Origin of the sequence: Geodermatophilus siccatus, assembly GCF_900103785.1 — a bacterium.
GTDB classification, from domain to species: domain Bacteria; phylum Actinomycetota; class Actinomycetes; order Mycobacteriales; family Geodermatophilaceae; genus Geodermatophilus; species Geodermatophilus siccatus.
Genome location: NZ_FNHE01000016.1, coordinates 56075 through 81385, shown reverse-complemented (window position 1 = coordinate 81385; position 25311 = coordinate 56075). Strand labels below are relative to the sequence as shown.

23 protein-coding genes and 1 tRNA gene are annotated in these 25311 nt (G+C 75.1%); 8 read left to right on the top strand and 16 right to left on the bottom strand.

All coding sequences use genetic code 11. The features are described 5' to 3' along the window. Positions 1-2: 2 nt before the first annotated feature. Positions 3-75 (bottom strand) — tRNA-Gln (locus tag BLS21_RS22620). A gap of 169 nt (positions 76-244) precedes the next feature. Between BLS21_RS22620 and BLS21_RS22615 the strand changes: the two genes are divergently transcribed. Both BLS21_RS22615 and BLS21_RS22610 read left to right on the top strand, forming a co-directional pair. Then, positions 245-1234 carry an acyl-CoA desaturase gene (locus BLS21_RS22615; protein WP_091223767.1) on the top strand — a complete coding sequence of 330 codons (990 nt, stop codon included), beginning with the start codon at positions 245-247 and terminating at the stop codon, positions 1232-1234. A gap of 107 nt (positions 1235-1341) precedes the next feature. Then, positions 1342-2007 carry a TetR/AcrR family transcriptional regulator gene (locus tag BLS21_RS22610; RefSeq protein ID WP_245700686.1) on the top strand — a complete coding sequence of 222 codons (666 nt, stop codon included), beginning with the start codon at positions 1342-1344 and terminating at the stop codon, positions 2005-2007. 12 nt (positions 2008-2019) lie between these two features. Here BLS21_RS22610 and BLS21_RS22605 read toward each other — a convergent pair whose 3' ends face one another. From BLS21_RS22605 to BLS21_RS22570, 8 genes are all read right to left on the bottom strand, one after another. Further along, a complete protein-coding gene (locus tag BLS21_RS22605; RefSeq protein ID WP_091223765.1) occupies positions 2020-2985 on the bottom strand; it encodes a 4-(cytidine 5'-diphospho)-2-C-methyl-D-erythritol kinase in 966 nt (321 codons plus the stop codon). Continuing rightward, the gene (gene rsmA, locus BLS21_RS22600) at positions 2982-3707 is read right to left on the bottom strand and encodes a 16S rRNA (adenine(1518)-N(6)/adenine(1519)-N(6))-dimethyltransferase RsmA (protein WP_245700684.1); all 726 of its coding nucleotides are present in this window, start codon (positions 3705-3707) and stop codon (positions 2982-2984) included. The genes BLS21_RS22605 and rsmA overlap by 4 nt, the downstream gene beginning before the upstream one ends. Positions 3708-3860: 153 nt before the next feature. After that, complete coding sequence (locus BLS21_RS22595) at positions 3861-4961, bottom strand: resuscitation-promoting factor (RefSeq protein WP_091223760.1); 1101 nt, start codon at positions 4959-4961, stop codon at positions 3861-3863. A gap of 562 nt (positions 4962-5523) precedes the next feature. After that, complete coding sequence (locus BLS21_RS22590; RefSeq protein ID WP_091223758.1) at positions 5524-6363, bottom strand: hypothetical protein; 840 nt, start codon at positions 6361-6363, stop codon at positions 5524-5526. 155 nt (positions 6364-6518) lie between these two features. Continuing rightward, the gene (locus BLS21_RS22585) at positions 6519-7397 is read right to left on the bottom strand and encodes a TatD family hydrolase (RefSeq protein WP_091223756.1); all 879 of its coding nucleotides are present in this window, start codon (positions 7395-7397) and stop codon (positions 6519-6521) included. A gap of 40 nt (positions 7398-7437) precedes the next feature. Next, the gene (gene metG, locus BLS21_RS22580) at positions 7438-9231 is read right to left on the bottom strand and encodes a methionine--tRNA ligase (RefSeq protein WP_091223754.1); all 1794 of its coding nucleotides are present in this window, start codon (positions 9229-9231) and stop codon (positions 7438-7440) included. A gap of 32 nt (positions 9232-9263) precedes the next feature. After that, positions 9264-9899 (bottom strand): hypothetical protein, encoded by a 636-nt coding sequence (locus tag BLS21_RS22575; RefSeq protein ID WP_091223752.1) that lies wholly within the window; start codon positions 9897-9899, stop codon positions 9264-9266. A gap of 102 nt (positions 9900-10001) precedes the next feature. Next, entirely contained in the window at positions 10002-11504 is a 1503-nt protein-coding gene (locus BLS21_RS22570) for an amino acid permease (RefSeq protein WP_091223750.1), read from the bottom strand. Positions 11505-11608: 104 nt separating this feature from the next. On the opposite strand from BLS21_RS22570, the gene corA reads away from it, so the two are divergent. Then, positions 11609-12715, top strand: a complete 1107-nt coding sequence (corA, locus tag BLS21_RS22565; protein ID WP_091223792.1) for a magnesium/cobalt transporter CorA — start codon at positions 11609-11611, stop codon at positions 12713-12715. A 124-nt stretch (positions 12716-12839) separates the two neighbouring features. Further along, positions 12840-13721: an endonuclease domain-containing protein gene (locus BLS21_RS22560; protein WP_091223748.1), complete on the top strand. Its 882-nt coding sequence runs from the start codon at positions 12840-12842 to the stop codon at positions 13719-13721. Positions 13722-13776: 55 nt separating this feature from the next. Here BLS21_RS22560 and rsmI read toward each other — a convergent pair whose 3' ends face one another. Further along, positions 13777-14613, bottom strand: a complete 837-nt coding sequence (rsmI, locus tag BLS21_RS22555) for a 16S rRNA (cytidine(1402)-2'-O)-methyltransferase (protein WP_091223790.1) — start codon at positions 14611-14613, stop codon at positions 13777-13779. 146 nt (positions 14614-14759) lie between these two features. On the opposite strand from rsmI, the gene BLS21_RS22550 reads away from it, so the two are divergent. The 3 genes from BLS21_RS22550 to BLS21_RS22540 all read left to right on the top strand — a co-directional run bounded on the left by BLS21_RS22550 (position 14760) and on the right by BLS21_RS22540 (position 17598). Further along, positions 14760-16283, top strand: coding sequence for a dolichyl-phosphate-mannose--protein mannosyltransferase (locus tag BLS21_RS22550; RefSeq protein ID WP_091223746.1), 1524 nt, complete (start codon positions 14760-14762; stop codon positions 16281-16283). A gap of 45 nt (positions 16284-16328) precedes the next feature. Continuing rightward, positions 16329-16634: a hypothetical protein gene (locus BLS21_RS22545; protein WP_091223745.1), complete on the top strand. Its 306-nt coding sequence runs from the start codon at positions 16329-16331 to the stop codon at positions 16632-16634. 178 nt (positions 16635-16812) lie between these two features. Continuing rightward, entirely contained in the window at positions 16813-17598 is a 786-nt protein-coding gene (locus BLS21_RS22540; RefSeq protein ID WP_091223743.1) for an enoyl-CoA hydratase/isomerase family protein, read from the top strand. A 17-nt stretch (positions 17599-17615) separates the two neighbouring features. Here the strand turns inward: BLS21_RS22540 and BLS21_RS22535 are convergent, their stop codons facing one another. The 6 genes from BLS21_RS22535 to BLS21_RS25395 all read right to left on the bottom strand — a co-directional run bounded on the left by BLS21_RS22535 (position 17616) and on the right by BLS21_RS25395 (position 24078). Then, positions 17616-18692, bottom strand: coding sequence for a fibronectin type III domain-containing protein (locus BLS21_RS22535; RefSeq protein ID WP_139177255.1), 1077 nt, complete (start codon positions 18690-18692; stop codon positions 17616-17618). Positions 18693-18694: 2 nt separating this feature from the next. Continuing rightward, positions 18695-19750 carry a hypothetical protein gene (locus BLS21_RS22530; protein ID WP_139177254.1) on the bottom strand — a complete coding sequence of 352 codons (1056 nt, stop codon included), beginning with the start codon at positions 19748-19750 and terminating at the stop codon, positions 18695-18697. A 136-nt stretch (positions 19751-19886) separates the two neighbouring features. Beyond that, positions 19887-21539 carry a GGDEF domain-containing protein gene (locus tag BLS21_RS22525; protein ID WP_091223739.1) on the bottom strand — a complete coding sequence of 551 codons (1653 nt, stop codon included), beginning with the start codon at positions 21537-21539 and terminating at the stop codon, positions 19887-19889. Next, complete coding sequence (locus BLS21_RS22520) at positions 21536-22600, bottom strand: hypothetical protein (RefSeq protein ID WP_091223737.1); 1065 nt, start codon at positions 22598-22600, stop codon at positions 21536-21538. Before BLS21_RS22520 ends, BLS21_RS22525 begins: the two co-directional genes overlap by 4 nt. 102 nt (positions 22601-22702) lie before the next feature. After that, a complete protein-coding gene (locus BLS21_RS25400; RefSeq protein ID WP_175479707.1) occupies positions 22703-23419 on the bottom strand; it encodes a signal peptidase I in 717 nt (238 codons plus the stop codon). Further along, on the bottom strand, positions 23416-24078 hold the full coding sequence (locus tag BLS21_RS25395) for a hypothetical protein (protein WP_175479706.1): 663 nt from the start codon (positions 24076-24078) through the stop codon (positions 23416-23418). The genes BLS21_RS25400 and BLS21_RS25395 overlap by 4 nt, the downstream gene beginning before the upstream one ends. 275 nt (positions 24079-24353) lie before the next feature. Here BLS21_RS25395 and BLS21_RS22510 point away from each other — a divergent pair, with 275 nt between their 5' ends. Then, entirely contained in the window at positions 24354-25271 is a 918-nt protein-coding gene (locus BLS21_RS22510; protein WP_091223733.1) for a PRC-barrel domain-containing protein, read from the top strand. Positions 25272-25311: the final 40 nt, after the last annotated feature.

Here is a 25311-nt window from a genome sequence, read left to right as displayed (position 1 = left end):
TGCTGGGGGACTCGGACTCGAACCGAGACTTCCCGGCTCCAAAGGCCGGCGGGCTGCCGATTACCCCATCCCCCATCGCGGGTGGCACGGACACCGGACCGGCGCCCTCCGAGAGCCTAGGCGTCCACCCCGTCGGGCACCGACCCCCGCGCCCGGCGGGCGGGGCTCCCTACGGTGACGTAGCTTACGGTCCCGTACCGGTACGGCGGCCTCGCCGGACCGCACGACGCGACCTGGAGGCCGCTTGTCCGCTCCTGCCAGCACCCGGCCCACGGCCCCGGTCCTCCGGCCTGCCGTCCCCGACACCGGGCTCCCGGCGAACGCCCTCGGCAAGGAGAAGGGGGCACTGGAGCAGGTCACCCTCTACGTCTTCGTCATCGTGCCGTTCCTCGCTCTGGCCGCCGTCGTCCCCGCCGTGTGGGGCTGGGGCCTGTCCTGGCTCGACGTGGGCCTGGCCGTCGGCTTCTACTCCCTCACGCTGCTGGGCATCACCGTCGGCTACCACCGGCACTTCACCCACGGCTCGTTCAAGGCCGCGCGGCCGCTGCGGATCGCGCTGGCCGTCGTCGGCTGCATGGCGATCCAGGGGCCGGTCGTGCAGTGGGTGGCCGACCACCGCCGGCACCACGCCTTCTCCGACCGCGAGGGCGACCCGCACTCGCCGTGGCGCTACGGCACCGACGCCCGCGCGCTGCTCAAGGGCATGTGGCACGCCCACCTGGGCTGGCTGTTCGACCGGCGGCAGACCAGCGCCGAGCGCTACGCCCCCGACCTGCTCAAGGACACCGGCCTGCGCCGCACCAGCCGGCTGTTCGTCGTGTGGGCGTTCCTCAGCCTCGCGCTGCCGGCCGTCATCGGCGGCCTGGTGACGGCGAGCTGGACCGGCGCGTGGACGGCGTTCTTCTGGGCCGGGCTGGTGCGGGTCGCGCTGCTGCACCACGTGACCTGGTCGATCAACTCGGTCTGCCACGTGGTGGGGAACCGGCCGTTCGTCTCGCGGGACCGCGCCACCAACTTCTGGCCGCTGGCGATCCTCAGCGCCGGGGAGTCCTGGCACAACCTGCACCACGCCGACCCGACCTGCGCCCGGCACGGCGTGCTGCGCGGGCAGATCGACATCAGCGCCCGCGTCATCTGGGTGTTCGAGAAGCTGGGCTGGGCGCACGGCGTCAAGTGGCCCGATCCGGTCCGGCTGGCGGCCAAGCGCCGCCTGCCGGCGACGGCCGCGTCCTGAAGGACACCCCGTCCCCCTCACCCTTCGCAGGCTCGGGGCGAGCCTCTGGACGGGGCCGGGGGACGACGGTCGCCACGACCGGCAGCGCGGCGCGGCCCCGGGTGCGGATGACCGGCGCCCAGCGGCGCCAGCAGCTGCTCGACGTCGGCCGGGAGGTCTTCGCCCAGCGCGGCTACGACGGCACCTCCATCGAGGAGCTGGCCGCGCGCGCCGACGTCAGCAAGCCGGTGGTCTACGAGCACTTCGGCGGCAAGGAGGGGCTCTACACCGTCGTCGTCGACCGGGAGATGCAACGGCTGCTGGACCGCTTCACCTCCGCCCTGGCCGCCGGCGGCTCCCCGCGCGAGCTGCTGGAGCGCGCCGCGCTCGTCCTGTTCGACTACATCGAGGAGGACACCGACGGCTTCCGGGTGCTCTCCCGCGACTCCCCCGTCGCCGGCCCGCCCGACGGCTACGCGTCCCTGCTGGGCGAGGTCGCGCACCGGGTGGAGCACGTCCTCGGCGCGCAGTTCGGCGCCCGCGGCCACGACCCGGCGCTGGCCGGGCTCTACAGCCAGGCACTGGTCGGGATGGTCGCCCTGGTCGGGCAGTGGTGGCTGGAGCGCCGCTCGCCGAGCAGGGAGGAGGTCGCCGCCCACCTGGTGGACCTGGCCTACAACGGCCTGGCCCACCTGCAGCCGCCGGCCGGTCGCCGTCCCGGCGGGTCCCGCCGCGGCCCCGTCCCGAGCGTGCGAGGAGCGGGGAGGACGGGGTCCTCCGACGGTGCGGGGTGAGGGGGTCCTCCCTCAGCCGACCAGCCGCGCGCCGGGCACCGGTCCGTGCACGGCCCGGACGGTGCGGTAGACGCCCTCCCCGGCCAGCGCCGCGGTCAGCCGGACGGCGGAGTCCTCGTCCTCGGCGAGCGCGGCCACCGTCGGGCCCGACCCGCTGACCAGCGCGCCGACGGCCCCGGCCGACGTCGCCGCACGCAGCGCCCGCCGCAGGTCCGGCCGCAGCGAGAGCGCCGGGGGCTGCAGGTCGTTGCCGAGCGCGGCGGCCAGCGCCGGGACCGGCCCGCTGCGCAGCGCCGCGATCACCGGGTCGGGTGCGGACAGCTCCCCCCCGTCGGGCACCCGGCCCGCGGCCCGCAGCCGGTCCAGCTCGGCGTAGACCACCGGCGTGGACAGCCCCTCCCCGGCGATGCCGAGCACCCAGTCCCAGCGGCGGCGGGCCAGCACCGGCGACAGCTGCTCGCCGCGACCGGAGCCCAGGGCCACCCCGCCGAGCAGGCTGAACGGGACGTCGCTGCCGAGGCGCGCGGCCAGCGCGGTCAGCTCGCCGCGGGTGGCGTGGGTGCCCCACAGCGCGTCGAGGGCGACCAGCGCCGCGGCGGCGTCCGCGCTGCCGCCGGCCAGCCCCGCGGCGGCCGGGATCGACTTGTCGATGGTGATGGCGGCGTCGGCGGGCACCCCGGCCTGCTCGGCCAGCAGCTCGGCGGCCCGCCAGACGAGGTTGCGGCGGTCGGTCGGGACGGCGTCGGCACCGCTGCCCGTCGTCCCCTCGCCGGTGACGGTGAGCGAGAGCCCGTCGCCGGGCCGCACGGTCACCGTGTCGAACAGCGAGACGGCCAGGTAGACGGTGCGCAGCTCGTGGAAGCCGTCGGAGCGCAGCGGCCCGACCGCGAGGTGCACGTTGACCTTGGCGGGGGCGCGGGCGACGACGGCGCCGTCCCCCGCCAGCCGGCCGGGGCCGCCGGGTGAGGACCAGCTCATGCCGGGGCCTCCGTGGCGGCCAGCCGGGCGAAGTCCTCGACCGACAACTGCTCGCCGCGGGCGGTCGGGTCGATGCCGGCGGCGCGCAGCCGGGCCTCGGCGACCGCCGGGCTGCCGGCCCAGCGGGCCAGCGCCGCGCGCAGTCCCTTGCGGCGGGTGGCGAAGGCGGCGTCGACGACGGCGAAGGTGGCCGCGCGGTCACCGGGTGGTGGTGGACGGCGGTCCAGGGCGACCAGGCCGGAGTCGACGTTGGGCTCGGGCCAGAAGACCCGCCGTCCGACGTTGCCGGCCCGCCGCACGTCGCCGTACCAGGCGGCCTTCACCGACGGCACGCCGTAGGCCGGCGCGCCGGGGGCCGCGGCGAGCCGCTCGGCGACCTCGGCCTGGACCAGGACGAGGGCGCGCCGCAGTGTCGGCAGCAGCTCCAGCAGGTGCAGCAGGACGGGCACCGCCACGTTGTACGGCAGGTTGGCCACCAGCGCCGTCGGAGCGGGCCCCGGGACCTCGCGGATGCGCAGCGCGTCGGCCTCGACGACGGTGAGCCGGTCGGCCGGCTCCGGAGCGCGCTCGGCCACGGTGCGCGGCAGCAGCGCGGCCAGTCGGGGGTCGATCTCGACGGCGGTGACGTGCGCGACGACCGGCAGCAGGCCGAGGGTCAGCGAGCCCAGCCCCGGGCCGACCTCGAGGACGACGTCCTCCGGGGTGAGCTCGGCGGTGCGCACGATCCGCCGGATGGTGTTGGCGTCGTGCAGGAAGTTCTGCCCGAGGGTCTTGGTCGGACGCAGGTCGAGCTGCTGGGCCAGGTCGCGGATCGCGGCCGGGCCCAGCAGCCCGCAGGGAGGCTCGGGTGGGGTGCTCAGCTCAGCAGGGTCCGATCAGGTGAAGAGGCGCGGACCGCAGTGCGGCCACTGGCCGGCGCCGGAGCGCTGGTAGAGCAGCTGCGCACGGTAGGTCTGCTCGTCGGCCGAGGCGGCGGCCGGGTCGCCGCTGCCGCCGACAGCGTTCCACGTGGCCTGCGAGAACTGGTACATGCCCCGGTACGTGCCGCTCGAGCTGACCGCGTTGGGCCGGCCGCCGGACTCGCACGTCGCCAGGGCCGCCCAGTTCAGGCCGTCGGCGCTGGGCTTGTTGCCGGCGGAGACCGGGCGCTGCTTGGTGCCGACGGTGACCAGCTCGTCGACCGGCTCGCGGGTGACCGTCGTGGCCAGCTGCTCGCGGCCGGTCTCGACGCCGTCGGTGACGGTGACGCGGAAGGTGGTCACCTGCTCGCCCTCGACGCCCTCCTGCGTGACCGTCTCGTCGCCCTCGAAGGCGTCGGGGTCCTCGGTCTCGACGGTCCGGTAGTCGATCGGCGTGGGGACGACGACCTCGCCGACCTGCACGCGGAAGACCTGCAGCCGCATGTGGGCCAGCAGCGCCTGGTCCGGGTACATGCTGGTGCGGTCGGTCGCGCCGAGGGCGATGCCCTGCTCGGCGAGCAGGTCACCGGCGGTGGCCGCGGTGGTGGTGACGACGCGCTCCTGGCCGTCGACGACGAGGGTCACGGGCTTGGGCGTGGTGATCGACAGCTCCATGCCGTCGAGCGGGAGGCGCTCGCTGCGGCTGGCGGAGACCACCAGGTCCTCGGCGCGGTAGCCGAGCTGGGCCAGCGCCTCGTCGACCGACAGCGCGGTCACGTAGACCTCGCTCTGCACGCCGTCCACGGTGAGGGTGAGGGGACGGGCGCGGTTGAGCACCACGGTGTCGCCGTCGGCGACGGCGGAGGCGGCGTCCGGGAGGACGACGTCGTGCGACTGCGCCTGCAGCCCCTCCTCCTCGAGCACGTCACCGACGGTGCCGGCGTAGGTGCGGACCTCGTGCGCCTGCCCGTCCACGGTCAGCGTCACGGACTTCTGCGCGGCGACGTAGGCCGCGGAGCCGCCCACGAGTCCCAGCAGGACCAGGGCGAAGAGGACGGACTTCAGCGATCGGGGCACGACTCTTCCAGGGCTCGGGAGACCCGGGTGGAGGCGCGCGCGGGCACCACGCCGGCTGGCGGGTACCGAGCGCGTCCCGGCTCGGACGGCAGACGACCGGGAGACGGAGCTCCCGGTCGTGGTGCCCTCCGGGACGGTCCCCACCCCGGCTGGTCACGACACGATAACGGACACGATCTGTCTGGCGACGGTGCGCGACGAGTGAACCAGCGAGGCGATGTGTCGACTCGGGGACGCGCCGACACGGTGCGTGACGGCCGCGCCGCGCGGGGCGCATGTGACAGCTGCGCAGCGTGAGGTCGGCGGGGTGAGCAAGCCCACGGTGTGGACCGTCGGCGGGGACCCGGTCCCGCCACGACGGGCGGCCCCGGCCACGGCGCCGACTCGGGTCCACGGGCTCGGGTGCGACGAACTCGTGGCGATCGGGTCCTGACGACCACGAGTTCGTCGCACTCGCCGCGGCCTGCCGGAGCCACGGGTGGCGCGGCACGACGAGTGGCCGGGTGTGCTCACCGCACGTGGGGACGGCGCCTGGCCGCGGTGCCGGCCGGAGGCCGGCAGGTCATGCGGTCAGTGCGCGGTCGTCGATCCGGATCGGCTTGAGCCAGGTGACCAGGAAGACGGCGAGAGCGAGGCCCGCGGCCAGCCCGGCGAAGCCCCCGGCGACGAGCGCCACGGGCACGAGGTCGAACCCCGCGGTCACGCGGTCGCCGAGGTCGATGCCCGCGGTCAGCAGCAGGGCACCCAGCGGCAGCAGTGCCAGCACGCTGACCGCCGCGGTGACCAGGTGCGCCGTCCAGGTGCGCAGCGCCTCGTCGACCGGCACGTCGGCGCCCTCGGCGGGCAGCGGGCGCACCTGCGCCCGCAGCAGCGCCACCTCGGCGAGCACCCAGGCGACCAGCGGGACGACGACGGCGACCCAGCCGACGCTGTCGGGCAGCTCGCCGCGCTGCCACATGAGGACGGCGGCCGTCAACTCCGCGACGATGACCGCGCGCATCGACCAGAGCAGCCCCATCGAGATCAGCTCGGACTGGCGCGGGCGGCGGGGCGGGGAGCCGGTCCGCCAGCGCGGCCGGGGACGGGTCGCCTCGGCGAGGACGACGCCCAGCAGCAGCCCCAGGACGAGAGCGGGGAGCCACAGGAAGACCGACGCCTCGGCGAACAGCGCGATGCTGACGCCGATGCCGACCAGCCCGAGCAGGAAGCCGAGCCGGCGCACCCGACGTCCGTGCTGGGCCTGACGGGCGAGGGTGGCGAGCCCCTCGGGCGTGGGCGTGGTGAACCCGACCGCCGCGGCGGCGACGGCCCGACGGCCGGCGGCCAGGGCCCAGGCGCGGGCGAGCAGGACACCGGGCACCAGCACGGCGATGAAGAGCACGACGGCGATGAGGCGGCCCACGGGGCCAGTGTCCCCCCGATGTGCGCCACGTGACGTGTCGCCGTCATGACACTGCGATCCGGGCCATCGCCGGCCCCGCTGCAGGGGCCCGCGGGCCTCGTCCGGGGAGGACGGGGTCCTCCTCCGAGGCGTGGGGGGGCGGCGGGGTCCTCCCGCTACCAGCTGCCGAAGACGCGCTCGGCGGTGGCGGTGAGCCGGGCGCAGAGCTCCTCGAGCTCGACGCCGGTGACCTCGGCCAGCGCGCGCACCGTGTGCGGTACCAGCCGGGAGGCGTTGGGCCGGCCGCGGAACGGCATCGGGGTGAGGAACGGCGAGTCGGTCTCCACCAGCAGCTGCTCGACCGGCGTGAGCGCCGCGGCCTCCCGCAGGTAGCCGGCGTTGCCGAAGGTCAGCGTGCCCGCGAACGACAGCACGAAGCCCCGCTCGACGCAGGCCCGGGCGAAGGACGCGTTCCCGGAGAAGCAGTGGAACACGGTGTGCTCGGGGGCGCCCTCGTCCTCCAGCACCCGCAGGATCTCCTCGTGCGCGTCGCGGTCGTGGATGACCAGCGCGACCCCGCGCTCCTTGGCGATCCGGATGTGCGCCCGGAAGGACGCCTCCTGTGCCGCCCAGCCGTCGGGCCCGGTGCGGTAGCGGTCCAGGCCGGTCTCCCCCACCGCACGCACCCGCGGCAGCGCCGCCAGCCGGTCGATCTCGGCCAGCGCGTCGTCGGTCGCCGCACCCTCGCCCGCCTCGTTGGGGTGCAGCGCCACGGCGGCCAGCACGTTCGGGTGCCGGGCTGCGAGTTCGGCCGACCAGCGGGACGACCCGACGTCCACCCCCACCTGCACCAGCCGTGGGACGCCGACGGCCGCGGCCTCCGCGATCTCGGCGTCGACGTCCTCGTGCGCCGGCGGCTGCCCGTCCTCGGGACGGAAGCCGCTGAGCACGATGTCGAGGTGGGTGTGGCTGTCGACCGCCGGCGCCGGCAGCGGTTCGGGGGCCGGCGGCTTCTCCCCCCGCCGGTTGGCCCGCGACGCGGCCGAGCGACTCACTCCCCACTCCCCGTGACGGCGGTCCCCGCGGGGATGGCCGTCACTGGCCGTCCTCGAGCCGGGCCAGCTCCTCCGCGACGATCGACTCGTCGAGCTTCTTGAACACCGGGGTGGGCGGCGACAGCGGCGTCCCCGGCGGCAACGGCCGGGAGGCCCAGACCGCCTGCCCCTCGTCGTAGTCACCGGTGATGATCGGGTACGGCGAGCCGTCGTCGAGGTCGGTGACCTCCTCGACCCGCGGCGCCGGCGACCACACGCCGGTGCCGCCGAGCAGCTCGTGCACCTTCTGCGCCGAGTGCGGGAGGAACGGGGTGAGCAGCGCGTTGCAGTCGCTGACCGCCTGCAGCGCGGTGTGCAGCACGGTGTCCCGGCGGGCCGGGTCCTCCTTGAGCTTCCACGGCGCCTGGTCGGACAGGTACTTGTTCGCCTCGCCCACCACCCGCATCGCCTCCGTGGCCGCGGCCTTCTGCCGGTTGCGCGACAGCAGCTCGCCGACGGGGCCGAACGCGCCCTGCGTGGCCGACAGCAGCGCGCGGTCGGCGTCGGTGAGCTCCCCCGGCGTCGGGACGGCGCCGACGTTCTTCGCCGCCATGGACACCGTGCGGTTGACCAGGTTCCCCCAGCCGGCCACCAGCTCGTCGTTGTTGCGCCGCAGGAACTCGGCCCAGGTGAAGTCGGTGTCCTGGCTCTCCGGTCCGGCCGCGGCGATGAAGTAGCGCAGCGCGTCGGCGTCGTAGCGGGCCAGGAAGTCGCGCACGTAGATGACCACCTGGCGGGAGGAGGAGAACTTGCGCCCCTCCATCGTCAGGAACTCGCTGGAGACCACCTCGGTCGGCAGGTTCAGCCGGCCCAGCGACCCCGGCGTCCCGCCCTTGTCGCCCTCGCCGTCGTAGCCGAGGAGCTGGGCGGGCCAGATCTCGGCGTGGAAGACGATGTTGTCCTTGCCCATGAAGTAGTAGGCGTCGGAGTCCGGCGTCTGCCACCACTGGCGCCACGCGTCGTCGTCCCCGGAGCGGCGGGCCCACTCGATCGAGGCCGACAGGTAGCCGACGACGGCGTCGAACCACACGTAGATGCGCTTGTCGGGGCGGTCGCGCCAGCCCTCGAGCGGCACCGGGACACCCCAGTCGATGTCGCGGGTGTAGCTGCGCGGCTTGAGGTCGGTGAGCAGGTTCTTCGCGAAGTTCAGGACGTTGGGCCGCCACCCGCGCCGCGAGTCCAGCCAGTCGCCGAGGGCGCGGGTGAAGGCCGGCAGGTCGAGGAAGTAGTGCTCCTCCTCGACGAACTTCGGCGTCTCGCCGTTGATCCGGCTCTTCGGGTTGATCAGGTCCACCGGGTCGAGCTGGTTGCCGCAGTTGTCGCACTGGTCGCCGCGGGCGCCGTCGTAGCCGCAGATCGGGCAGGTGCCCTCGATGTAGCGGTCGGGCAGGGTGCGCCCCGTCGACGGGCTGATCGCGCCGAGCGTCGTCTTCGGGAAGACGTACCCGTTCTTCAGCAGTCCGAGGAAGATCTCCTGCGCGATCTGCGCGTGGTTCACCGTCGTCGTCCGCGTGAACAGGTCGTAGGACAGCCCGAGCGACTGCAGGTCGCCGACGATGACCCGGTTGTTGCGGTCGGCGATCTCCCGCGGGATCACGCCCTCGGCGTCGGCGGCGACGGTGATCGGCGTCCCGTGCTCGTCGGTGCCGCTGACCATCAGCACCCGGTCGCCCACCATGCGGTGGTAGCGGCTGAAGACGTCCGAGGGGACGCCGAAGCCGGAGACGTGGCCGATGTGCCGCGGGCCGTTGGCGTAGGGCCAGGCCACGGCGGTCAGGATGTGCCGATCACTCACGGCACGAGCCTAGGCGGCGGCGTCCACCCGGTTCAGTGCTGGCTGGTGCCCGCGGTCGCCGGGGCGCCGGGAGCGGCGGGGGGCACCGGGGTGGTGAGCGCGACGGCGACCAGGGCCAGGCCGATGACGGCGAGGGTGGCCGCCCGGGTCCGCGGGCCGGCGGCGGCCGGCTCGGGACGGGAGGCCGGCGTGCGCGGGCCCTCCGCGAGCCAGGCCACGACCGAGGGGGCGCCGGCGAGCAGCAGCTTGCCGACCGGCAGGCCCAGGGACAGCAGGCCCAGCGCCGGCAGCGGCAGGGCCACCGGCAGTGCGTCGAACAGCGGGGTGGTCAGGGCCAGCGCCGTGAACGCGCCGGCGAGCGCGATCTCGGCGGTGGCGACGGCGGTGTGGACCCGTCGTCCGGACCGGTCGAGCAGCAGCATCCCCCCGCCGGCGCACAGCACCACCCACCCGGCGAGGAGCAGCAGCACGACCGCCACCACCGGGCCCGCCGGCCGCAGCGGGGACAGCAGCAGGCCGTCCAGCCCGGTCAGCCCGCCCGCCAGCAGCGCGACCGCCTCCGCCACGCCGACGGCGGCGGCCACCAGCACGGCGGCCGGCGGCCGACCCCGGTCGGGGGACGACGGCGCGCGCGGGCTCTCGCCAGCGTCGAGGACGGTGCTCGCCACGGGTGTGCTCTCCCTGGCCGGGGACGTCGGTCACCGGTCGGGTCGGCGCCCGGAGCGGTCGGCTGGAGGCGCCGGGCCGGCGGCCTCACCCCTCCGGGGGAGTCAGTGGCGGGCGATGTTCTCGGCGGCCGACAGCCGTTCCCCGGTGGCCATCCGGCTGCGGCGGCGGCCGTAGACGTAGTACATCCCGATGCCGAGCGCCATCCAGACGAGGAAGCGCAGCCAGGTGTCCGTGGGCAGGTTCGACATGAGCCACAGCGAGGCCAGCGCCGAGACGATCGGCAGCACCGGGACGAGGGGCACGCGGAACGTGCGGTGCAGGTCCGGCCGGGTGCGCCGCAGCACCCAGACCCCGATCGAGACGAGGAAGAAGGCGAACAGCGTGCCGATGTTCACCAGCTCCGCGAGCGCGGTGAGCGGGACGAACCCGGCGAGCAGCGCGACCACCACACCGGTGGCGATCGTGATGCGGTACGGCGTGCCGTACCGCGGGTGCACCTTCGCCAGGCCGGGCGGGAGCAGGTGGTCACGGCTCATCGCGAACAGCACCCGCGACTGACCGAGCATCAGGATCATGACCACCGACGTGAGCCCGGCCAGCGCGCCCAGCGAGATGATGCTCGAGAAGATCGGCATCCCGTTGGCCGAGAACGCCCCCGCGAGCGGCGCGGTCGCGCTCAGCTCGGTGTAGTTCTGCATCCCCACGACCACCAGCGACACCGCCACGTAGAGCAGGGTGCAGATCGCCAGCGAGCCGATGATCCCGCGCGGCATGTCCCGCTTGGGGTTCCGCGTCTCCTCCGCCGCGGTGGCCACGATGTCGAAGCCAATGAACGCGAAGAACACGATCGCGGCGCCGGCGAGCACGCCGCCCCAGCCGAACGTGCCGGGGCTGAACCCGGTGAGCACCGAGATGAGCGGCGTGTGCAGCCAGCCCTCCTCCCCCGCGGCCGCGGGCTGCGCGGGCGGGACGAACGGCGTGTAGTTCTCGGCCTTCGTGTAGAAGAACCCGACCACGATCACCAGCAGGACGACCACCAGCTTGATCGCCACGATGATGGCGGTGACGCGGGAGGAGAGCTTGATCCCGAGGATCAGCACGCCGGTCATCACCAGGGCGATGACGATCGCCGGGATGTTGACCGTCGCCGTCTCCCCCGCGATCGACGTCGGCAGCGGCGTGCCGATGTCGTCGAGCAGCTGGTTGAGGTAGCCCGACCAGCCGACCGCCACCGTCGCCGCGCCGAGGGCCAGCTCGAGGACGAGGTCCCAGCCGATGATCCAGGCGATGAACTCGCCGAAGGTGGCGTAGGAGAACGTGTACGCCGACCCGGCGACCGGCACCGTCGAGGCGAACTCGGCGTAGCAGATCGCCGCCAGCCCGCAGACCACGCCGGCGATGACGAACGAGATCGCCACGGCGGGGCCGGCCTGGTCGCGGGCGACGATGCCCGTGAGCACGAAGATGCCGGTGCCGATGATCACGCCGACGCCGAAGACCGTGAGGTCCAGGCCCGACAGGTTCTTCTTGAGCCGGTGCTCCGGCTCGTCGGTGTCCCGGATGGAGTCCTCGACGGACTTCACCCGACGGGTGTTCACGGCCACGACGCCCCCACCTCTCGGCAGATCCGGACCCCGCGAGCGTGGCACGGGTGCCGCCGGCCCGCATGCCTACGCTGTGCCGTCGACCCGCTCGGAAGGGAGTGCGGATGCCCGGCACGGAGGTCCCCCGCGGAGCGCCCCGCGAGCTGCCGACGGAGCCCCCGTCGACCCGTCCGCGGCCCGAGGGCCGGCCGCGCACGACGCCGTCCCGGCCGGACGACGTCGGCCCGGTCGTCGACTGCGCCGTCTACGTCGACGGACGCCGGGAGCCCCCGGTCGAGCCGCACGAGGCGCTGCGGGTGGCCGTGGACGAGGGGGGCTTCGTCTGGCTCGGCCTCTACGCGCCGACCGAGCGGGAGCTGGGCGAGATCGCCGAGCACTACCGGCTGCACCCGCTGGCCGTGGAGGACGCCGTCTACGCCCACCAGCGGCCCAAGCTGGAGCGCTACGACGACGTCCTGTTCATGGTGCTGACCACCGCCCGGTACGTGGAGCACGACCAGCTGACCGCGACCAGCGAGGTCGTCGACACCGGCGAGGTCATGGTCTTCGTCGGGCCGCACTACGTGATCACCGTGCGGCACGGCGAGCACGGCGGCCTGGCCGACCTGCGCCGCAGCCTGGAGTCGCAGCCGGACCTGCTGTGCCACGGCCCCGCGTCGGTGCTCTACGCGGTCGCCGACAGCGTGGTCGACGCCTTCGTCGACGTCGCCACCGCGGTCGAGGAGGACGTCGAGGAGCTCGAGGCCTCGGTGTTCAGCCCGGAGCGAACCGACGACATCGGCCGACTCTACCAGCTCAAGCGGGAGCTGCTGTCGCTGCGCCGGGCGGTCTCCCCGCTGGAGGTGCCGCTGGAGAAGCTGGCCGAGAAGCAGATCGACGTCGTCCCGGCGGCGATGCGGTCCTACTTCCGCGACGTCGAGGACCACGCCATCCGGGTGCGCGACCAGGTGGCCGCCCTCGACGAGCTGCTCACCTCGATCCTGCAGGCGTCGCTGGCCCGGACCTCGATGGCCGACAACGAGGACATGCGCAAGATCAGCGCGTGGGCCGGCATCATCGCCGTCCCCACCGCGATCGCGGGCATCTACGGGATGAACTTCGAGCACATGCCCGAGCTGCGCTGGCGCTACGGCTACCCGCTGGTGCTGCTGGTGATCATCGGCACCTGCCTGCTGCTCTACCGCGGTTTCAAGCGCAACGGCTGGCTGTGAGGCCGGCTGCGGTGTGCGGTGGAGGCCCGATCCGGCCGAGCGGACGCGACCACCCGCGCGCACTGACGCCCCAGCCTGTGGACGACGTGAACGCGGCGGCCTGCGGCTGGGACATGGTGCGCCGGTGCCTCCCGCGCCGCTCGTGCCCGACGCCCTCCGCGCCGTCCCCTTCCGCGGCTCGGACGCCATCCGCTCCGGGGTCATGACCCGACGCCGGTTGCGCGGCAGCACCTGGCGGCGTCTCTTCCCCGACGTCTACGTGCACCGCGATGTCCCGGTCACTCACGAGCTCCGGGCCCGGGCCGCCGTGGTCCTGCTGCCGGAGGCGGTCGTCACCGGCCGCAGCGCCGCGGTCCTGTGGGACGTCGGCCTCGCCGACGCCGGACAACCCGTGGAGGTGACCGTGCCACCCCGGAATCACCAGGTGCGGGTGGAGGGCCTCGTAGTACGACGCGCCGCACTCCACCGGGACCAGGTGCGGCGTCGCCGTGAGGTCCTGGTCACGACACCTGAGGCGACCGCCGTCCGCTTGGCGTCAGTCCTCCCGCGTGACGACGCCGTCGCCGCGGTCGACCAGCTCGTCGCCACCGGCGTGGTGCGGCTCGCGGCGATCCGGTCGCTGGCGGCGGCCTCCCGCGGTCCCGGGTCGGCGCGCGCCCGGGACGTGGCGGGGCTCGCCGACGGGCTCGCCGAGTCGCCCCAGGAGACCAGGGTCCGGCTGCTGGTGGGGCGCAGCGACCTGCCGCCGCCCGTGGCGCAGTACCGGGTCCACGACCAGCGCGGTCTCGTGGCCCGGGTGGACTTCGCGTGGCCGGAGCACCGTGTGGCCCTGGAGTACGACGGCCTGTGGCACGGCGGCCGTGAGCAGTTCCTCCGGGACCGGGAGCGGCTCAACCGGCTCCGCGAGGCCGGCTGGCAGGTGGTGTTCGTGACGGCCGTGGACCTCCACGACCCGGTGCGGCTGATCTCCCGCATCGCTGCTGCGCTGGCCGCGAGTGCGCGCTGAGGGACCTGTTCCGAAGGCGGACTTGTCCTCCTGCGCGCAGAGGGTGCCGCGCGAGTCAGTCGGACTTGGCGGCGACGACCGCGTCGTAGACCGTGCGGCGGGGCAGCCCGGTGCGGACGACGACGGCGCGGATGGCGTCCTTGCGGGTGGCGCCCGCGGCCTCCTCCTCGGCCACGAGAGCGGCCAGCTCGGACGGCGACAGCGCCACCGGGGCCACAGGTGCGCCACCGACGACCAGGGTGATCTCCCCGCGCACCCCGTCGGCCGCCCACGAGGCCAGCTCGCCCAACGACCCCCGGCGGACCTCCTCGTGGGTCTTGGTCAGCTCCCGGCAGACGGCGGCAGGGCGGCCCTCGCCCATCACCGCCGCGGCGTCGGTGAGCGCGTCGGCCAGCCGGTGCGGCGACTCGAAGAACACCATCGTGCGGCGCTCGTCGGCCAGGCCGGCCAGTCGCGACCGCCGCTCCCCCGGCTTGCGCGGGAGGAAGCCCTCGAAGCAGAACCGGTCGACCGGCAGGCCCGACACCGCGAGCGCCGTCGTCACCGCCGAGGGCCCGGGCACCGAGGTCACCTCGACGCCGGCCTCGATCGCGGCGCGCACCAGCGTGTAGCCGGGGTCGGAGACCGAGGGCATCCCGGCGTCGGTGAGCAGCAGGACGGTGCGCCCCTCGGCCAGCGCGGCCAGCAGCCCCGGCAGCCGGGAGCGCTCGACGGACTCGTGGAAGGTCACCACCCGGCCCGACAGCCGCACCTCCAGGTCGGCGGCCAGGCGGTGCAGGCGGCGGGTGTCCTCGACGGCGAGCACGTCCGCGGTCGCCATCGCGGTGCGCAGCCGCGGGCCGACGTCCCCGGGCTGTCCCAGCGGCGCTCCACCGAGCACGAGCCGTCCCATGTCCACGAGCCTGTCACGACCGCTGCCGCAGACCCGCCTGCAGGGGCCCGCCGGCCCCGTCCAGGGCACCGCCCTGAGCCTGCAGGGGCCCGGCGCGAGCGTGCGAGCGCCGGGGGGCAGGCTGGTCCTCCCACTACCCTGGCCGCATGGCGGTGCTGGCTCCCGATCGCACGGACCGGGAGCCCGGCGAGCTGCGCCCGGCCCGGACGCGTCGCCGTCCGCTCCCCCGGCCGCGCCGTGACACCACCCCGCCGCTGCCGTCGGACCGCGTCCTCGCGTGGGTGCTCACCGCGCTGCTGGGCCTGTTCGCCCTCGGGATCCGGCTGTGGGGCATCGGCTACCCGGGCGACCTGCTCTTCGACGAGGCGTACTACCCGCCGGAGGCGCGCGAGCTGCTCGAGTGGGGGCACGAGTACAACCGCGGCTACACGTTCATCGTCCACCCGCCGCTGGGCAAGTGGCTCATCGCCGGCGGCATCGGGCTGTTCGGCTACGACTCCTTCGGGTGGCGGTTCCCCTCCGCGGTGGCCGGGAGCATCGCCGTCGTCGTCCTCACCCGGCTGACCCGGCGGCTGACCGGCTCGACGCTGCTCGGCCTGGTCGCCGGCCTGCTGCTGGCGCTCGACGGCCTGGCCTTCACGCTGTCGCGGATCGGCCTGCTCGACGTCTTCCTGCAGGTCTTCGTCGTCTCCGCGGTGGCCTGCCTGGTGGTCGACCGGGACACGGTGCGCGCACGCATCCGGACGGGCGGGACGACGGCGACGGGCTTCGCGCTCGGCCCGCGCGGGTGGCGGCTGGCCGCCGGGTTCCTGTTCGGGTGCGCCTGCGCGGTCAAGTGGAGCGGGGTGTACTTCCTGGCCGCCTTCGCGGTGCTGAGCCTGTTCTGGGACCGCGCCGCCTGGCGGGAGGCCGGCGTCCCCCGCCCGACCCGCACCGCCGCGCGCCGCGGCCTGCCGGGGGCGTCGTGGGCGCTGGCCGCCGTCCCGGTGCTGACCTACCTCGCCAGCTTCACCGGGTGGTTCCTCGGCGAGACCTCGCAGGGCAAGGCGTGGGCGCAGCAGCACCCGGAGACGGCGTTCCCGTGGGTGCCCGACGCGCTGCGCTCCCTGTGGCACCAGCACGCCGAGTGGCTGGCCTTCCACAACGGCCTGTCCACCCCGCACCCGTGGGAGTCCGGGCCGTGGAGCTGGCTGGTCAACGGCCGGCCGATCCTGCTGTGGAACCCGCAGGGCCTCACCGACGCGTCCGGCGACCCGATCATCCGCTACATCCTCATGGTCGGGACGCCGACCCTCTGGTTCGCCTTCGCGCCGGCGCTGGTGTGGGTGGTCTGGCGCCTGGTCGCCCGCCGGGACCCCGCCGCGCTGGTGGTCGCCGTCGCGGTCGCGGCGGGCTGGGGCACCTGGTTCCTCAACCCCGAGCGCACGATGTTCGCCTTCTACACCGCACCCGTGCTGCCGTTCTTCGTGCTGGCCGTCGTCCTGGCGCTGCAGGACGTGCTGGGCCGCCCCGGCGCACCGCGGCTGCGCCGGCAGGTCGGCCTGGGCGTGGTCGCGCTCTACGTCGGCGTGGTGGCGGCGACCTTCGTCTTCTTCCTGCCCGTCCTCACCGGGGAGCCGCTGACGCAGGCGGAGTGGCTGGACCGGATGTGGTTCCCGTCATGGTTCTGACCCCGGACCGGTCCGGAAGGTGGTTGCGTATTACAACCGGATGACGTGAGCGCCTTGGCTCCCGCGTGGCCCACCCCGCTGAGCGCGCCGCTCGGGGCGCTGCGCCACCGCGGCCTGCTGACCACGAGCGTCACCGCCCTGCTCTACAACTGGGGCTTCTCCACGATGCTCGGCCACGCGCCGTTCCCGACGGAGCTCTCCGAGCTGCAGCTGGGCTTCGTCTTCTCCGGCTGGGGCCTGCTGGTGGCCTTCTTCTCCGTCGTCGCCGCACCCCGGCGCTGCAGGCGCGGTTCGGCACCGCCCGGTCGCTGTCGGCGGCGCTGGTCCTCCTCGCGCTCGACCTGCTGCTGATCGGCGTCTTCGTCGAGACCAGGGGGGTGCTGGTCACCGCGGTGGTCGTCGCCGGGGAGGTCGCAGACGAGTTCGGTGGCGCCCCCGACGCGGTCGACAGCGAGCTGCGCGCCCGCGCCTGATGCCGCCCTCCTCCGTACGGTGGCGCCGGACACCGGGCGACTCCGAGGGGACGGCGATGGGCGACACGCAGCGGGTGCGCACCGGGGTGGACGGCGACGTCTGGCGGGTCACCCTCGACTCCCCGGGCACCGGCAACGCCGTCGACCCGGCGATGGCCGCGGCGCTCGGCGAGGCGCTGCGCACCCGGCCGCCGCAGACCCGGGCGGTGCTGCTGCTGGCCGAGGGCGAGCGCTTCTGCGTCGGCGGCGACGTCCGCGGCTTCGCGGCGGCCGACGACCCGGGTGCCTCCGTGGGCCGGCTGGCCAGCGACTGGCACGAGGTGGTGCGGGCGTTCCTGGCCACCCCCGTGCCGGTGGTCGCCGGCGTGCACGGCGCGGTCGCCGGGGCGGGGGTCGGGCTGATCGGCGCCTGCGACGTCGTCGTCTGCGCCCGCTCGACCCGGATCCGGCCCGCCTACGCCGCCATCGGCTTCTCCCCCGACGGCGGCACCTCCTGGACCCTGGCGCACGCCCTCGGCCCGGCCCGCGCCCTCGACCTCACGCTGACCAACGGCACGCTCGACGCCGCGGAGGCCCACGCCTGCGGCCTCGTCGCCCGTGTGGTGCCGGACGACGAGCTGCGCGCGGCCGCCACCGGGCTCGCGCACGCGCTGGCGGCCGGGCCGGTCCGGGCGATGGTGCGCACCCGCGCGCTCGTCCGCGGCGCCGCCGTCCGCACGCTGGACGAGCACCTCGATGACGAGGCGCGGCTGATCGCGGAGTCGGCGGGCGACCCGGAGGGACGCGAGGGCGTGCGGGCCTTCGTCGAGAAGCGACGGCCGGACTTCCGCAGCGCGCGCTGAACGCTGGAGGCGGCCGGTCAGCAGGACGTGGTGAGCGAGGTGCTCACCACCTCCGACTCCCAGGAGCCGCGGTACGCCCAGACCCGGTAGGTGTAGGTCGTGCCGTTCACCAGGCCCGAGTCGCTGGCGGTCGTCGTCCCGCACGGCACGGTGGTGGGGCCGTAGACGACGCCACCGGCGACCCGCTCGCCCTTGTAGCCCGTCGCCCAGGAGCTCGGGGTCGCCGTCCAGTTCAGGATCGCGGCGGGCTGCTGGGAGGCGGGACGAAGGGCGATGGTCTGGGCGAGCCACTCACTGGAGTAGGTGGTCGAGGAGGCGGCGTTGCGCGTCGGGGTCGCGCCGGTCCCCGCGAACGCCACGTCGCCGGCGGAGACACCGAAGTGAGCTGTGCTGGCGCCGGACGTGAACCGCCAGCGTTGCTGCGTGCCCGCCGGGGCGGGGAGGTCGTCCTGCCACTTGCCGGTGAAGTCCACCAGCATCGTGGCGGCGGTCGTCGTGTTCACCGAGGGAGTGGTGGCGGTCGTGCCCGTACCGGTCCTGCTCCCGGACGCGTTCACCGGGTCGACCGTGCTCACGCCTCGGTAGGTGGCGATGCCGCCCACCATGTCCACGGTGGAGGTGGTGGTGAACGTCGCGCTCGACGGCTCACCGGTGACCGCGACCCGCCAGAACAGGGCCGAGGTCACCTGCGGCACGCCGTCGGGGCGCTGGGCGGTGTCACGGCGGATCGAGGTCCACCCGGCCGGTGCCGTGAGCGCGGCGGTACCTCCTCCCTTGTTGCTGACCTGTGCGACGAGCAGGTCCCCTGGACTGGTCCCTGGCGGGGCCTGCAGCACCAGGGACCCCACACCGGTCGACGTCGAGCTGCCCACGTGGGCGATCGTGGCCGTCGAGCAGCTCTGCGTGGCGGTGAGTCCGGAGGGGGGCTGCAGCCGGTCGGCGGACAGGGTGCTCGTGGGGTTGGTCGTCGTGGACGTGAAGACGGCGGAGGCCGGCGGCAGCGCCATAACGGCCACCACGAGTGCCAGCGCGGCGACCAGCGCGGAGAGGTGACGGCGCCTGACGGGGCAGGACCGCGGCATGGACCGGCTCATCGTCAGCAGGACGTGGTGAGCGGGGTGGACACCACGTCCGACACCCACGTGCTGCGGTAGGTCCACAGGCGGAAGGTGTACGTGACGCCATTGGACAGCGCGCCCTCCGTCGTGGTCGTCGCCACGACAGGGGTCACCGACCGGGTCGACTGGACCGTGCCACCCGCGCTGCGCTCGAGGCGGTAGCCGTCGGCCCAGGAACTGGGGCTCGCGGTCCAGGACAGGGACGCGCCGACCTGCTGGAGGGCGGGACGCAGGACGACCGTCTGGGCGATCCACGCGGTCGTGGAGCCCGACGTCGTCGAGGTGCGCTGCGGAACGGCGCCTGGCCCCGCGAAGGACTCGTGGGACGCGGTGACGCTCTCGCTGTCGGAGTTGTTCGTCCAGAGCTGGCTGGTGCCCCCCAGGGCCGGGGGCCGTACCGTGCCGCTCCTGGTCAGGAGGTGGACGACGACCGCGCCGGTCGCCGTCGTCGACACCGTCGGGGAGGAGGTCGCGGTGTCGCCGGAGCCCGTGGCCCCACCGACGGCGGCGATGGGACTGCTCCCGCTGACCCCGCGGTACCCGACGATCCCGCCGACCATGTCACCGGTGGTCGTGTCCGGACGGGTGAAGCTCGCCACCGGCTCGCCCGGCACGGCGACCTTCCAGTAGACGGCGGAGGTCACGACGCCCCCGCTCGTGTCCGGCAGGACGACGCGGGTCCAGCCGCTGGGCGCCGGGACGGTCGAGGTGCCGTAGTAGGCCACCTGCGCCACCAGCACGTCGCCCGCCAGGGTCCCGGTCGGGGGGCTGAGTTCGAGCGGCGAGACCTTCGCCGAGGACGGGGAGCCCTGCAGCACGATGGGTGCGTACGTGCACGTCTGCGTGACGGTGAGGCCGGCCGGCGGCTGCAACCGGTCGGTGGCGAAGGAGCTGGCCAGGGTGCCTCTCGTGGCCGAGAACGCCGCGTCGACCGAGGGCAGCGCCAGCACGGCGACGAGCAGCCCCAGCGCAGCGACCAGGCCGACCAGGCGGACCCCGGGGACCCGCCGGGCACGCCGGTCCGGCTCGTCCATCGTCATCCCCTCCCGTCCGATCCCGCGCCTCGGGCGCCCGGTGCAGGCATCGGCACGGGTCCGCCGGAGCTTGAGTGCCCCGCGCCCCGGTCCCGCCGCCCTGCCCCGGAGGAGGGAGGGCCGCCGGGACCCGCGGTCAGCGGGCCGCGTGCTCCTCGACGGGTCGCGGCACCGGGATCGGCGGCACGAGGTCGGTGGCGCCGCCGGTGACCGGCCCCTCCACCCCCGCCAGGTGGGCCCGGTCCCGCCCGCCGGCCTTGGCGGCGTACAGGGCCGTGTCCGCGGTGGCGAGGAGTTCCGCGGCGGACAGGCCGGCCCCGTGCTGACAGGCGATCCCCAGGCTCGCCGTGATCGGCCTCGGTGCCTCCACCGCCCGCAGGACCGATCGCAGCCGGCGTGCGACCGCGACGGCCTCGTCCGCCGTGGCGCCGGGCAGGATCAGCGCGAACTCCTCGCCGCCGTAGCGCGCGGCGACGTCGCCCGGCCGCACGCAGGCCCGCAGCGCCGCGCCCACACCGCGCAGGACGTCGTCGCCGGCCTGGTGCCCGTAGGTGTCGTTGAGCTTCTTGAAGTGGTCGAGGTCGATGATCAGGACCGACACCGGCGCACCGCTGCGGGCGGCGACCGACAGCTCCCGGTCGAACGCGGCGTCGAAGGCCCGGCGGTTGGCCACCCCGGTGAGTCCGTCGGTGAGCGCGCTGGCCTGCAGGTGCTCCAGCAGCGCGACGCGGGCGAACGCCGTCGCGGCGTGCGCCACCGCCTGTTCGGCGACACCCACCCGGCGTCGCTCGATGCGCGAGCCGCTGCGTGCGTCGTCCTGGAAGGTCAGGACACCGCTGCCGGATCCGTCCAGGCCGAACGGGACGGCGACGACCCGACGGGCGCCCTCGAGCACGTCGTCCACCCACTGGTCGGGGCCCTTCACGGCCGCCAGGAGCGTGCTGCCCCGGTCGACCGCCGCGGCGAGCAGTGACCCCGGTGGGGGTGCGCCGACCGTTCGCAGGGGTTCGGCGTCGTGGTCCCGGTGTTTGCGGACCGCCAGGTCGACCGCCGGCACGGCGCTGCCCTCGGGCACGTGGCAGTGCACGGCGGCGAGCGGGGAGTCGGCCGCGTCGACGGTGAAGTCGAGCAGCGCCTCGGCCACCTTCGTGCCGGTGTCCGCCTCGTGCAGGGCGCCCGCCAGCCGGCGCAGCGCCTCCTCGTCGTAACGGCGGCGACGCAGCTCGCGCTCGTTCACCGCGCCCAGGCCCGAGGTCATCATCGCGGTCACCCAGACGGCGACCAGGAAGACCCCGTAGGGCAGGGACTCGAAGCCCTGGACGACTCCGTGGGCGGGCAGCAGGGCCGTGTCGACCGCCTTGAGGACCGACATCACCACGAGCGAGTGCCACAGCGCGAGCTTCAGACCGGTGCGGAACGAGCCCAGCAGCGTCACGCAGATGACGTGCAGGACGATCACGTACACCACCGGCCCGGAGATGCCGCCGGCGACGTAGAGCGCCCACCCCAGGTGGACGGCGTCGAGGATCACCGGCGCCGTGATGGCCGCCACCGCCCAACGGCGGCCGAACGCCGACAGCTTCTGCAGCACGAGCCCGACGGTCAGCAGCACGAGGCCGGGCACGACGAGGGTGCCCACCCCAGGGGTGTCGGCCGTCCGCGTGGCCACCCACGCCGCGACGGGCAGCAGGACGACGACGCCGATGCGGACGCCGAGCAGCCACCGCAGGCGGTCGGCCAGGGGCAGGTTGTCCAGGGAACCCTGTGCTGCGGCAGGTGTCTGGCTCATGGGGATGTCGTCCTCGGCGATTCGGGGAAGTCTCGGAAGTCGTTCAGTTCCTGGTGCACCCGGGCCAGCGCCAGCTTCGGGTCGCTGCGGTCGAGCCGGCCCTGCACGGCGAGGAAGCCCGCGGCGACGGCGACCAGCGCGAGCGGGAACTGGCCGTCCTGGACGACGGCGATCGCCGTCTCCCCGACCGCGGCGGCCACCTCGGCGACCGTCGTGGGGGGTCCCTGCAACGGCGGCGCCTGGACGACGTCACCGCCGCCCCCGCGCGGCGGGTCCTCGGCCGGGTCGGTCGCCGGCGGTGCCGGGGTCGGGCTCGGGGTCTCGGACGGCGGGACCGGCTCCGGCTGGGGCGTCGGGGTCGCCGTCGGCGTCGGGACGGCGCTGGGTGCCGGCGTGGGCGTCGGCGTGGGCGTCGGCTCGGGCGCCGGCACCGGCACCAGGACCGGGGTCGGCTCCGGGTCGGGGATCGGCACCGGGTCCGGTGTCGGTTCGGGGATGGGCTCGAAGTCGAGGGCCCACACGAAGCTGGCCGCGGCCCGCAGGCCCTGGGCCCTGGGGTCGTCGAGGACCGTGATGCTGACCCGGTAGGTCGTCGAGGCCGAGTCCCCGGGCCGCCAGCCCGTCGGGATCCCCGCAGCGGCCGTCCGGGGCAGCTGCGCCAGCGTCCCGCCCCACGCGGGAACCCCGGTGAAGGACGCGCAGCGCGCCGGGTCGCCGAGCCTGCCCCGCTCGACCGTGAGGTACAGGTAGGGCGCGAGGGCGTCCTCGGTGACCTCGGCGCTGAGCGTCACCTCACCGGTCGACCGCGCGGACCCGGTCGCCGCCAGCGCCACGCAGGCGGTCTCCGTGGCACCCGGGCGCAGGCCGGTGGAGGTGAACAGCGCCGAGCCACCGCGGTCGTCGACGAGGCTGACCGCGCTGGTGCTCGCGGCGGCGGGCTCGACCGGCAGCTCGACCCACCCGGCCGTCAGGTGGGCGAGCAGGGCGGCGCCGACCAACCAGACGGCACCCCGGCTGCTGCCCAGCAGGCGCGGGGACGTGGTGAGCGATGACGGGCGCACACCCACCCCCTCCCTAGACGAGGCCGCAGTCCGGCCGTCGGACCGGCCCGGCTCGCTCCTGTCTTTCGGCTGCGCGGCGCGGATGTTGAGCAGGGGCGACGGTCAGCGGAGCGGGCCACCGGCCGGCAGCGGTGTCCGGAGCCGCGCGCCGGTTCCCGGCCGAGCGGCCGGAGGCACGGGCGGCAGCCCGACGCGGCGGACGACGGGCTCGGCGGGGGTGGCCGCGAGCCGGTCGGCGCTGGTCCGGCCCCGGGGGCCCCTGCCCCGGCTGCGGGACCCGCTGGAGAGGGAGGAGATCGCTCCCCCGAGCAGGACGGTGAGCGCGGCCAGGTGGCCCCACTGACCGGTGGACCGCCAGTACGCGGGGAGCCCGACGTAGGGGACCCCGACCTGGGCCGCACCGATGACGCTCGAGATCGGCACGTGCGTGCTGTCGTTGCTCTGGTTGGCGTCGCCCCGGGTGACGAGGTCCCCCCGCTCGTCGAAGGAGACGAGGCGGTGGAGCACCAGCCGGTCGGCCCCCTCGGGGTCGGGGAAGAGCAGGACCTGCCCCGGCTGCAGGTCCTGCGGCAGCACCGGACGGGTCAGCACCACGTCGCCGGGCGAGAGCCGCGGCTCCATCGAGCCGGAGACGACCACGTGCCCCTGGAAGCCGGCCACCCGGGGCGCCAGGGCGAGGAACACCAGGCCGGCCACGGCCACCAGCACGGCCGTGACGACCGCGCGGTACACGGCGGCCGGGCGGAGGCCCCGCCCCGGGACCGCGGAGCCGGGCCCGCCGGGGCGCGGGAGGCTGCTGATCACGGTGGGCGCGGTCACGGGGTGTTCCGCGCTTCCCACGTGAACGTGGCGCTGGACTGCTTGTTCTGCGCCCCGTTGTCGTCCTTGAGGGAGTAGGTGATCCGGAGGGTCATGTACGTGTTCGGCGCGGTGGCCGGGTTCACGGCGATGCCGGTGGTGTAGTCCGCGTGCTGGGCCCTGAGGTGGGCCAGCGTCCGCGAGGTCTCCACCGTGGGGGCGTCGGTGTGGGTGGCGCTGTCGAGGTAGGTCGGCGTGGCGGTGGGGGTGAACCCCGTGCTGCAGTCGGCCGCCACCGTGGTCGTCGAGCTGACGTCGGTGCCCCGCTCCACGCTCATCACCAGGTAGGGGTCCAGCGCGATCGCGCTGCCCGACGGGGTGCCGACGTACATGCGGATGTCGGCCGGCAGGGTGCCGGTGTAGTCCAGGCGGATGCACCGCGAGCGGGGCGGCAGTCCGGGCTTGAGGGCGACGTCACTGGCGCTGGCGAACAGGGCCGAGCCGCTTGCGCTGTGGTCCAGGACCACGCTGCCGGTCTGCCACGAGTTGCCGGCGTTGCCGGTGCTCGCGTAGAAGGCCGCCTGGGTCGAGCCCCAGGTCAGCGCCAGGCTCGTCACGAGACCGATGGGCACCGCCACGGCGAGGGCGGTGCGACGGGCCCGGGGGGCGCGGTGGTGCACGGCGACTCCTCCGACGGTGGTGGGACGCAGCGACCTGCGTCCTCGACACCAGGGGCATCGGCGCCGGCGCCGGGCCGCTGAGGGGTCCGGCGGGGTCCGTCACCCGATCGGGTGGGAGAGCCCGGCTCCGCCCGGTCCGGTCAGGGGCCCAGGGTCCGTGCCCGGCGCGCTGGACGGGGTTGCGGCCGGGTCTCGCGGGCGGCCAGGCTGCGGGGAGCCCGACCGGCGGGGACACCGCCGCGGGCGACCACCGACGCCGGCACGAGGAGGCGACCATGGGCCTGCCCGCACGCGACGAGGCCAGGGAGTGGGTCGGCTGGACCGTCGTCGACCGCGAGGGGACCGAGCTCGGCGCGATCACCGCCGTCCTCGCCGACGAGGCCACCGGCCGACCGGAATGGGTGTACGTGGAGGTCGAGGGCGCGAGCGCCGTCGTCCCGGCGCTGGACGCCGACGGCTCGGGTGGCCGGGTGACGGTCGCGGTGACCCGTGCCCAGGTGACGACCGCGCCGTCGGTCGGCGGCGCCCGGGAGCTGTCCACGGACCAGGAGGCCGACCTCTACCGGCACTACGGCATCGAGTCGTCGAACGCGGCCTCGGAGACCCTGCTGCCGGCCGGCGCAGCAGGGACCGGTGCCGCCGCAGGGACCGGTGCCGCCGCAGGGACCGGTGCCGCCGCAGGGACCGAGGCCCGGGCCGACACCGCGGCCAACACCGCGGCCGCAGCCGACACCGTCTCGGGGTCGACCGGTCGCGGGACCGTGCTCGCTGCGGGCGCCCTCGCCGCGGTGGCCGGGCTCGGCGTGGTGCGGGCCCGCGCCCGTCGCGCAGCGGTCCGGCAACCGTGGCCCCGGCGGCTGTGGGCCCGTCGCCCGTGGGCACCGTCCCCACCGTCCCCCGCCGACGTGCTCGCCGGGCAGGTGCTCGCCGTGTCCGCGCGGACGGCGGAGGGCGCCCGGCACCTCGGTCGGACGGCCGCGCCACTCGTGGTGGCCGCCGCCGAGTCCGCCCGGCACCGGGCGGTGCGGGCCGGGGAGGAGGTCCGGCACCTCGGCCGCGCGGCCGCGCCGCTCGTCGTCGCAGCGGCCGAGTCGGCCCGGCACCGGGCGGTGCTCGGCGCCGAGGAGGCGCGCCACCTGGGCGCGCTGGCCTCGCAGGCCGCGGTCGCCGCCATGGCCCGGGCACGCAGCTGACCCGCACCCGGATGCCGGAGAGCCCCGCGCCGGACGGACC

Excerpts from the sequence above, each read along its gene's own strand:
- BLS21_RS22610 (WP_245700686.1), top strand. The coding sequence starts at position 1,342 with ATGACCGGCGCCCAGCGGCGCCAGCAGCTGCTCGACGTCGGCCGGGAG.
- BLS21_RS22605 (WP_091223765.1), bottom strand. The coding sequence starts at position 2,985 with ATGAGCTGGTCCTCACCCGGCGGCCCCGGCCGGCTGGCGGGGGACGGC.
- corA (WP_091223792.1), top strand. The coding sequence starts at position 11,609 with ATGCCCGGCACGGAGGTCCCCCGCGGAGCGCCCCGCGAGCTGCCGACG.
- rsmI (WP_091223790.1), bottom strand. The coding sequence starts at position 14,613 with ATGGGACGGCTCGTGCTCGGTGGAGCGCCGCTGGGACAGCCCGGGGAC.
- BLS21_RS22550 (WP_091223746.1), top strand. The coding sequence starts at position 14,760 with ATGGCGGTGCTGGCTCCCGATCGCACGGACCGGGAGCCCGGCGAGCTG.
- BLS21_RS22540 (WP_091223743.1), top strand. The coding sequence starts at position 16,813 with ATGGGCGACACGCAGCGGGTGCGCACCGGGGTGGACGGCGACGTCTGG.
- BLS21_RS22535 (WP_139177255.1), bottom strand. The coding sequence starts at position 18,692 with ATGAGCCGGTCCATGCCGCGGTCCTGCCCCGTCAGGCGCCGTCACCTC.
- BLS21_RS22530 (WP_139177254.1), bottom strand. The coding sequence starts at position 19,750 with ATGGACGAGCCGGACCGGCGTGCCCGGCGGGTCCCCGGGGTCCGCCTG.
- BLS21_RS22525 (WP_091223739.1), bottom strand. The coding sequence starts at position 21,539 with ATGAGCCAGACACCTGCCGCAGCACAGGGTTCCCTGGACAACCTGCCC.
- BLS21_RS22510 (WP_091223733.1), top strand. The coding sequence starts at position 24,354 with ATGGGCCTGCCCGCACGCGACGAGGCCAGGGAGTGGGTCGGCTGGACC.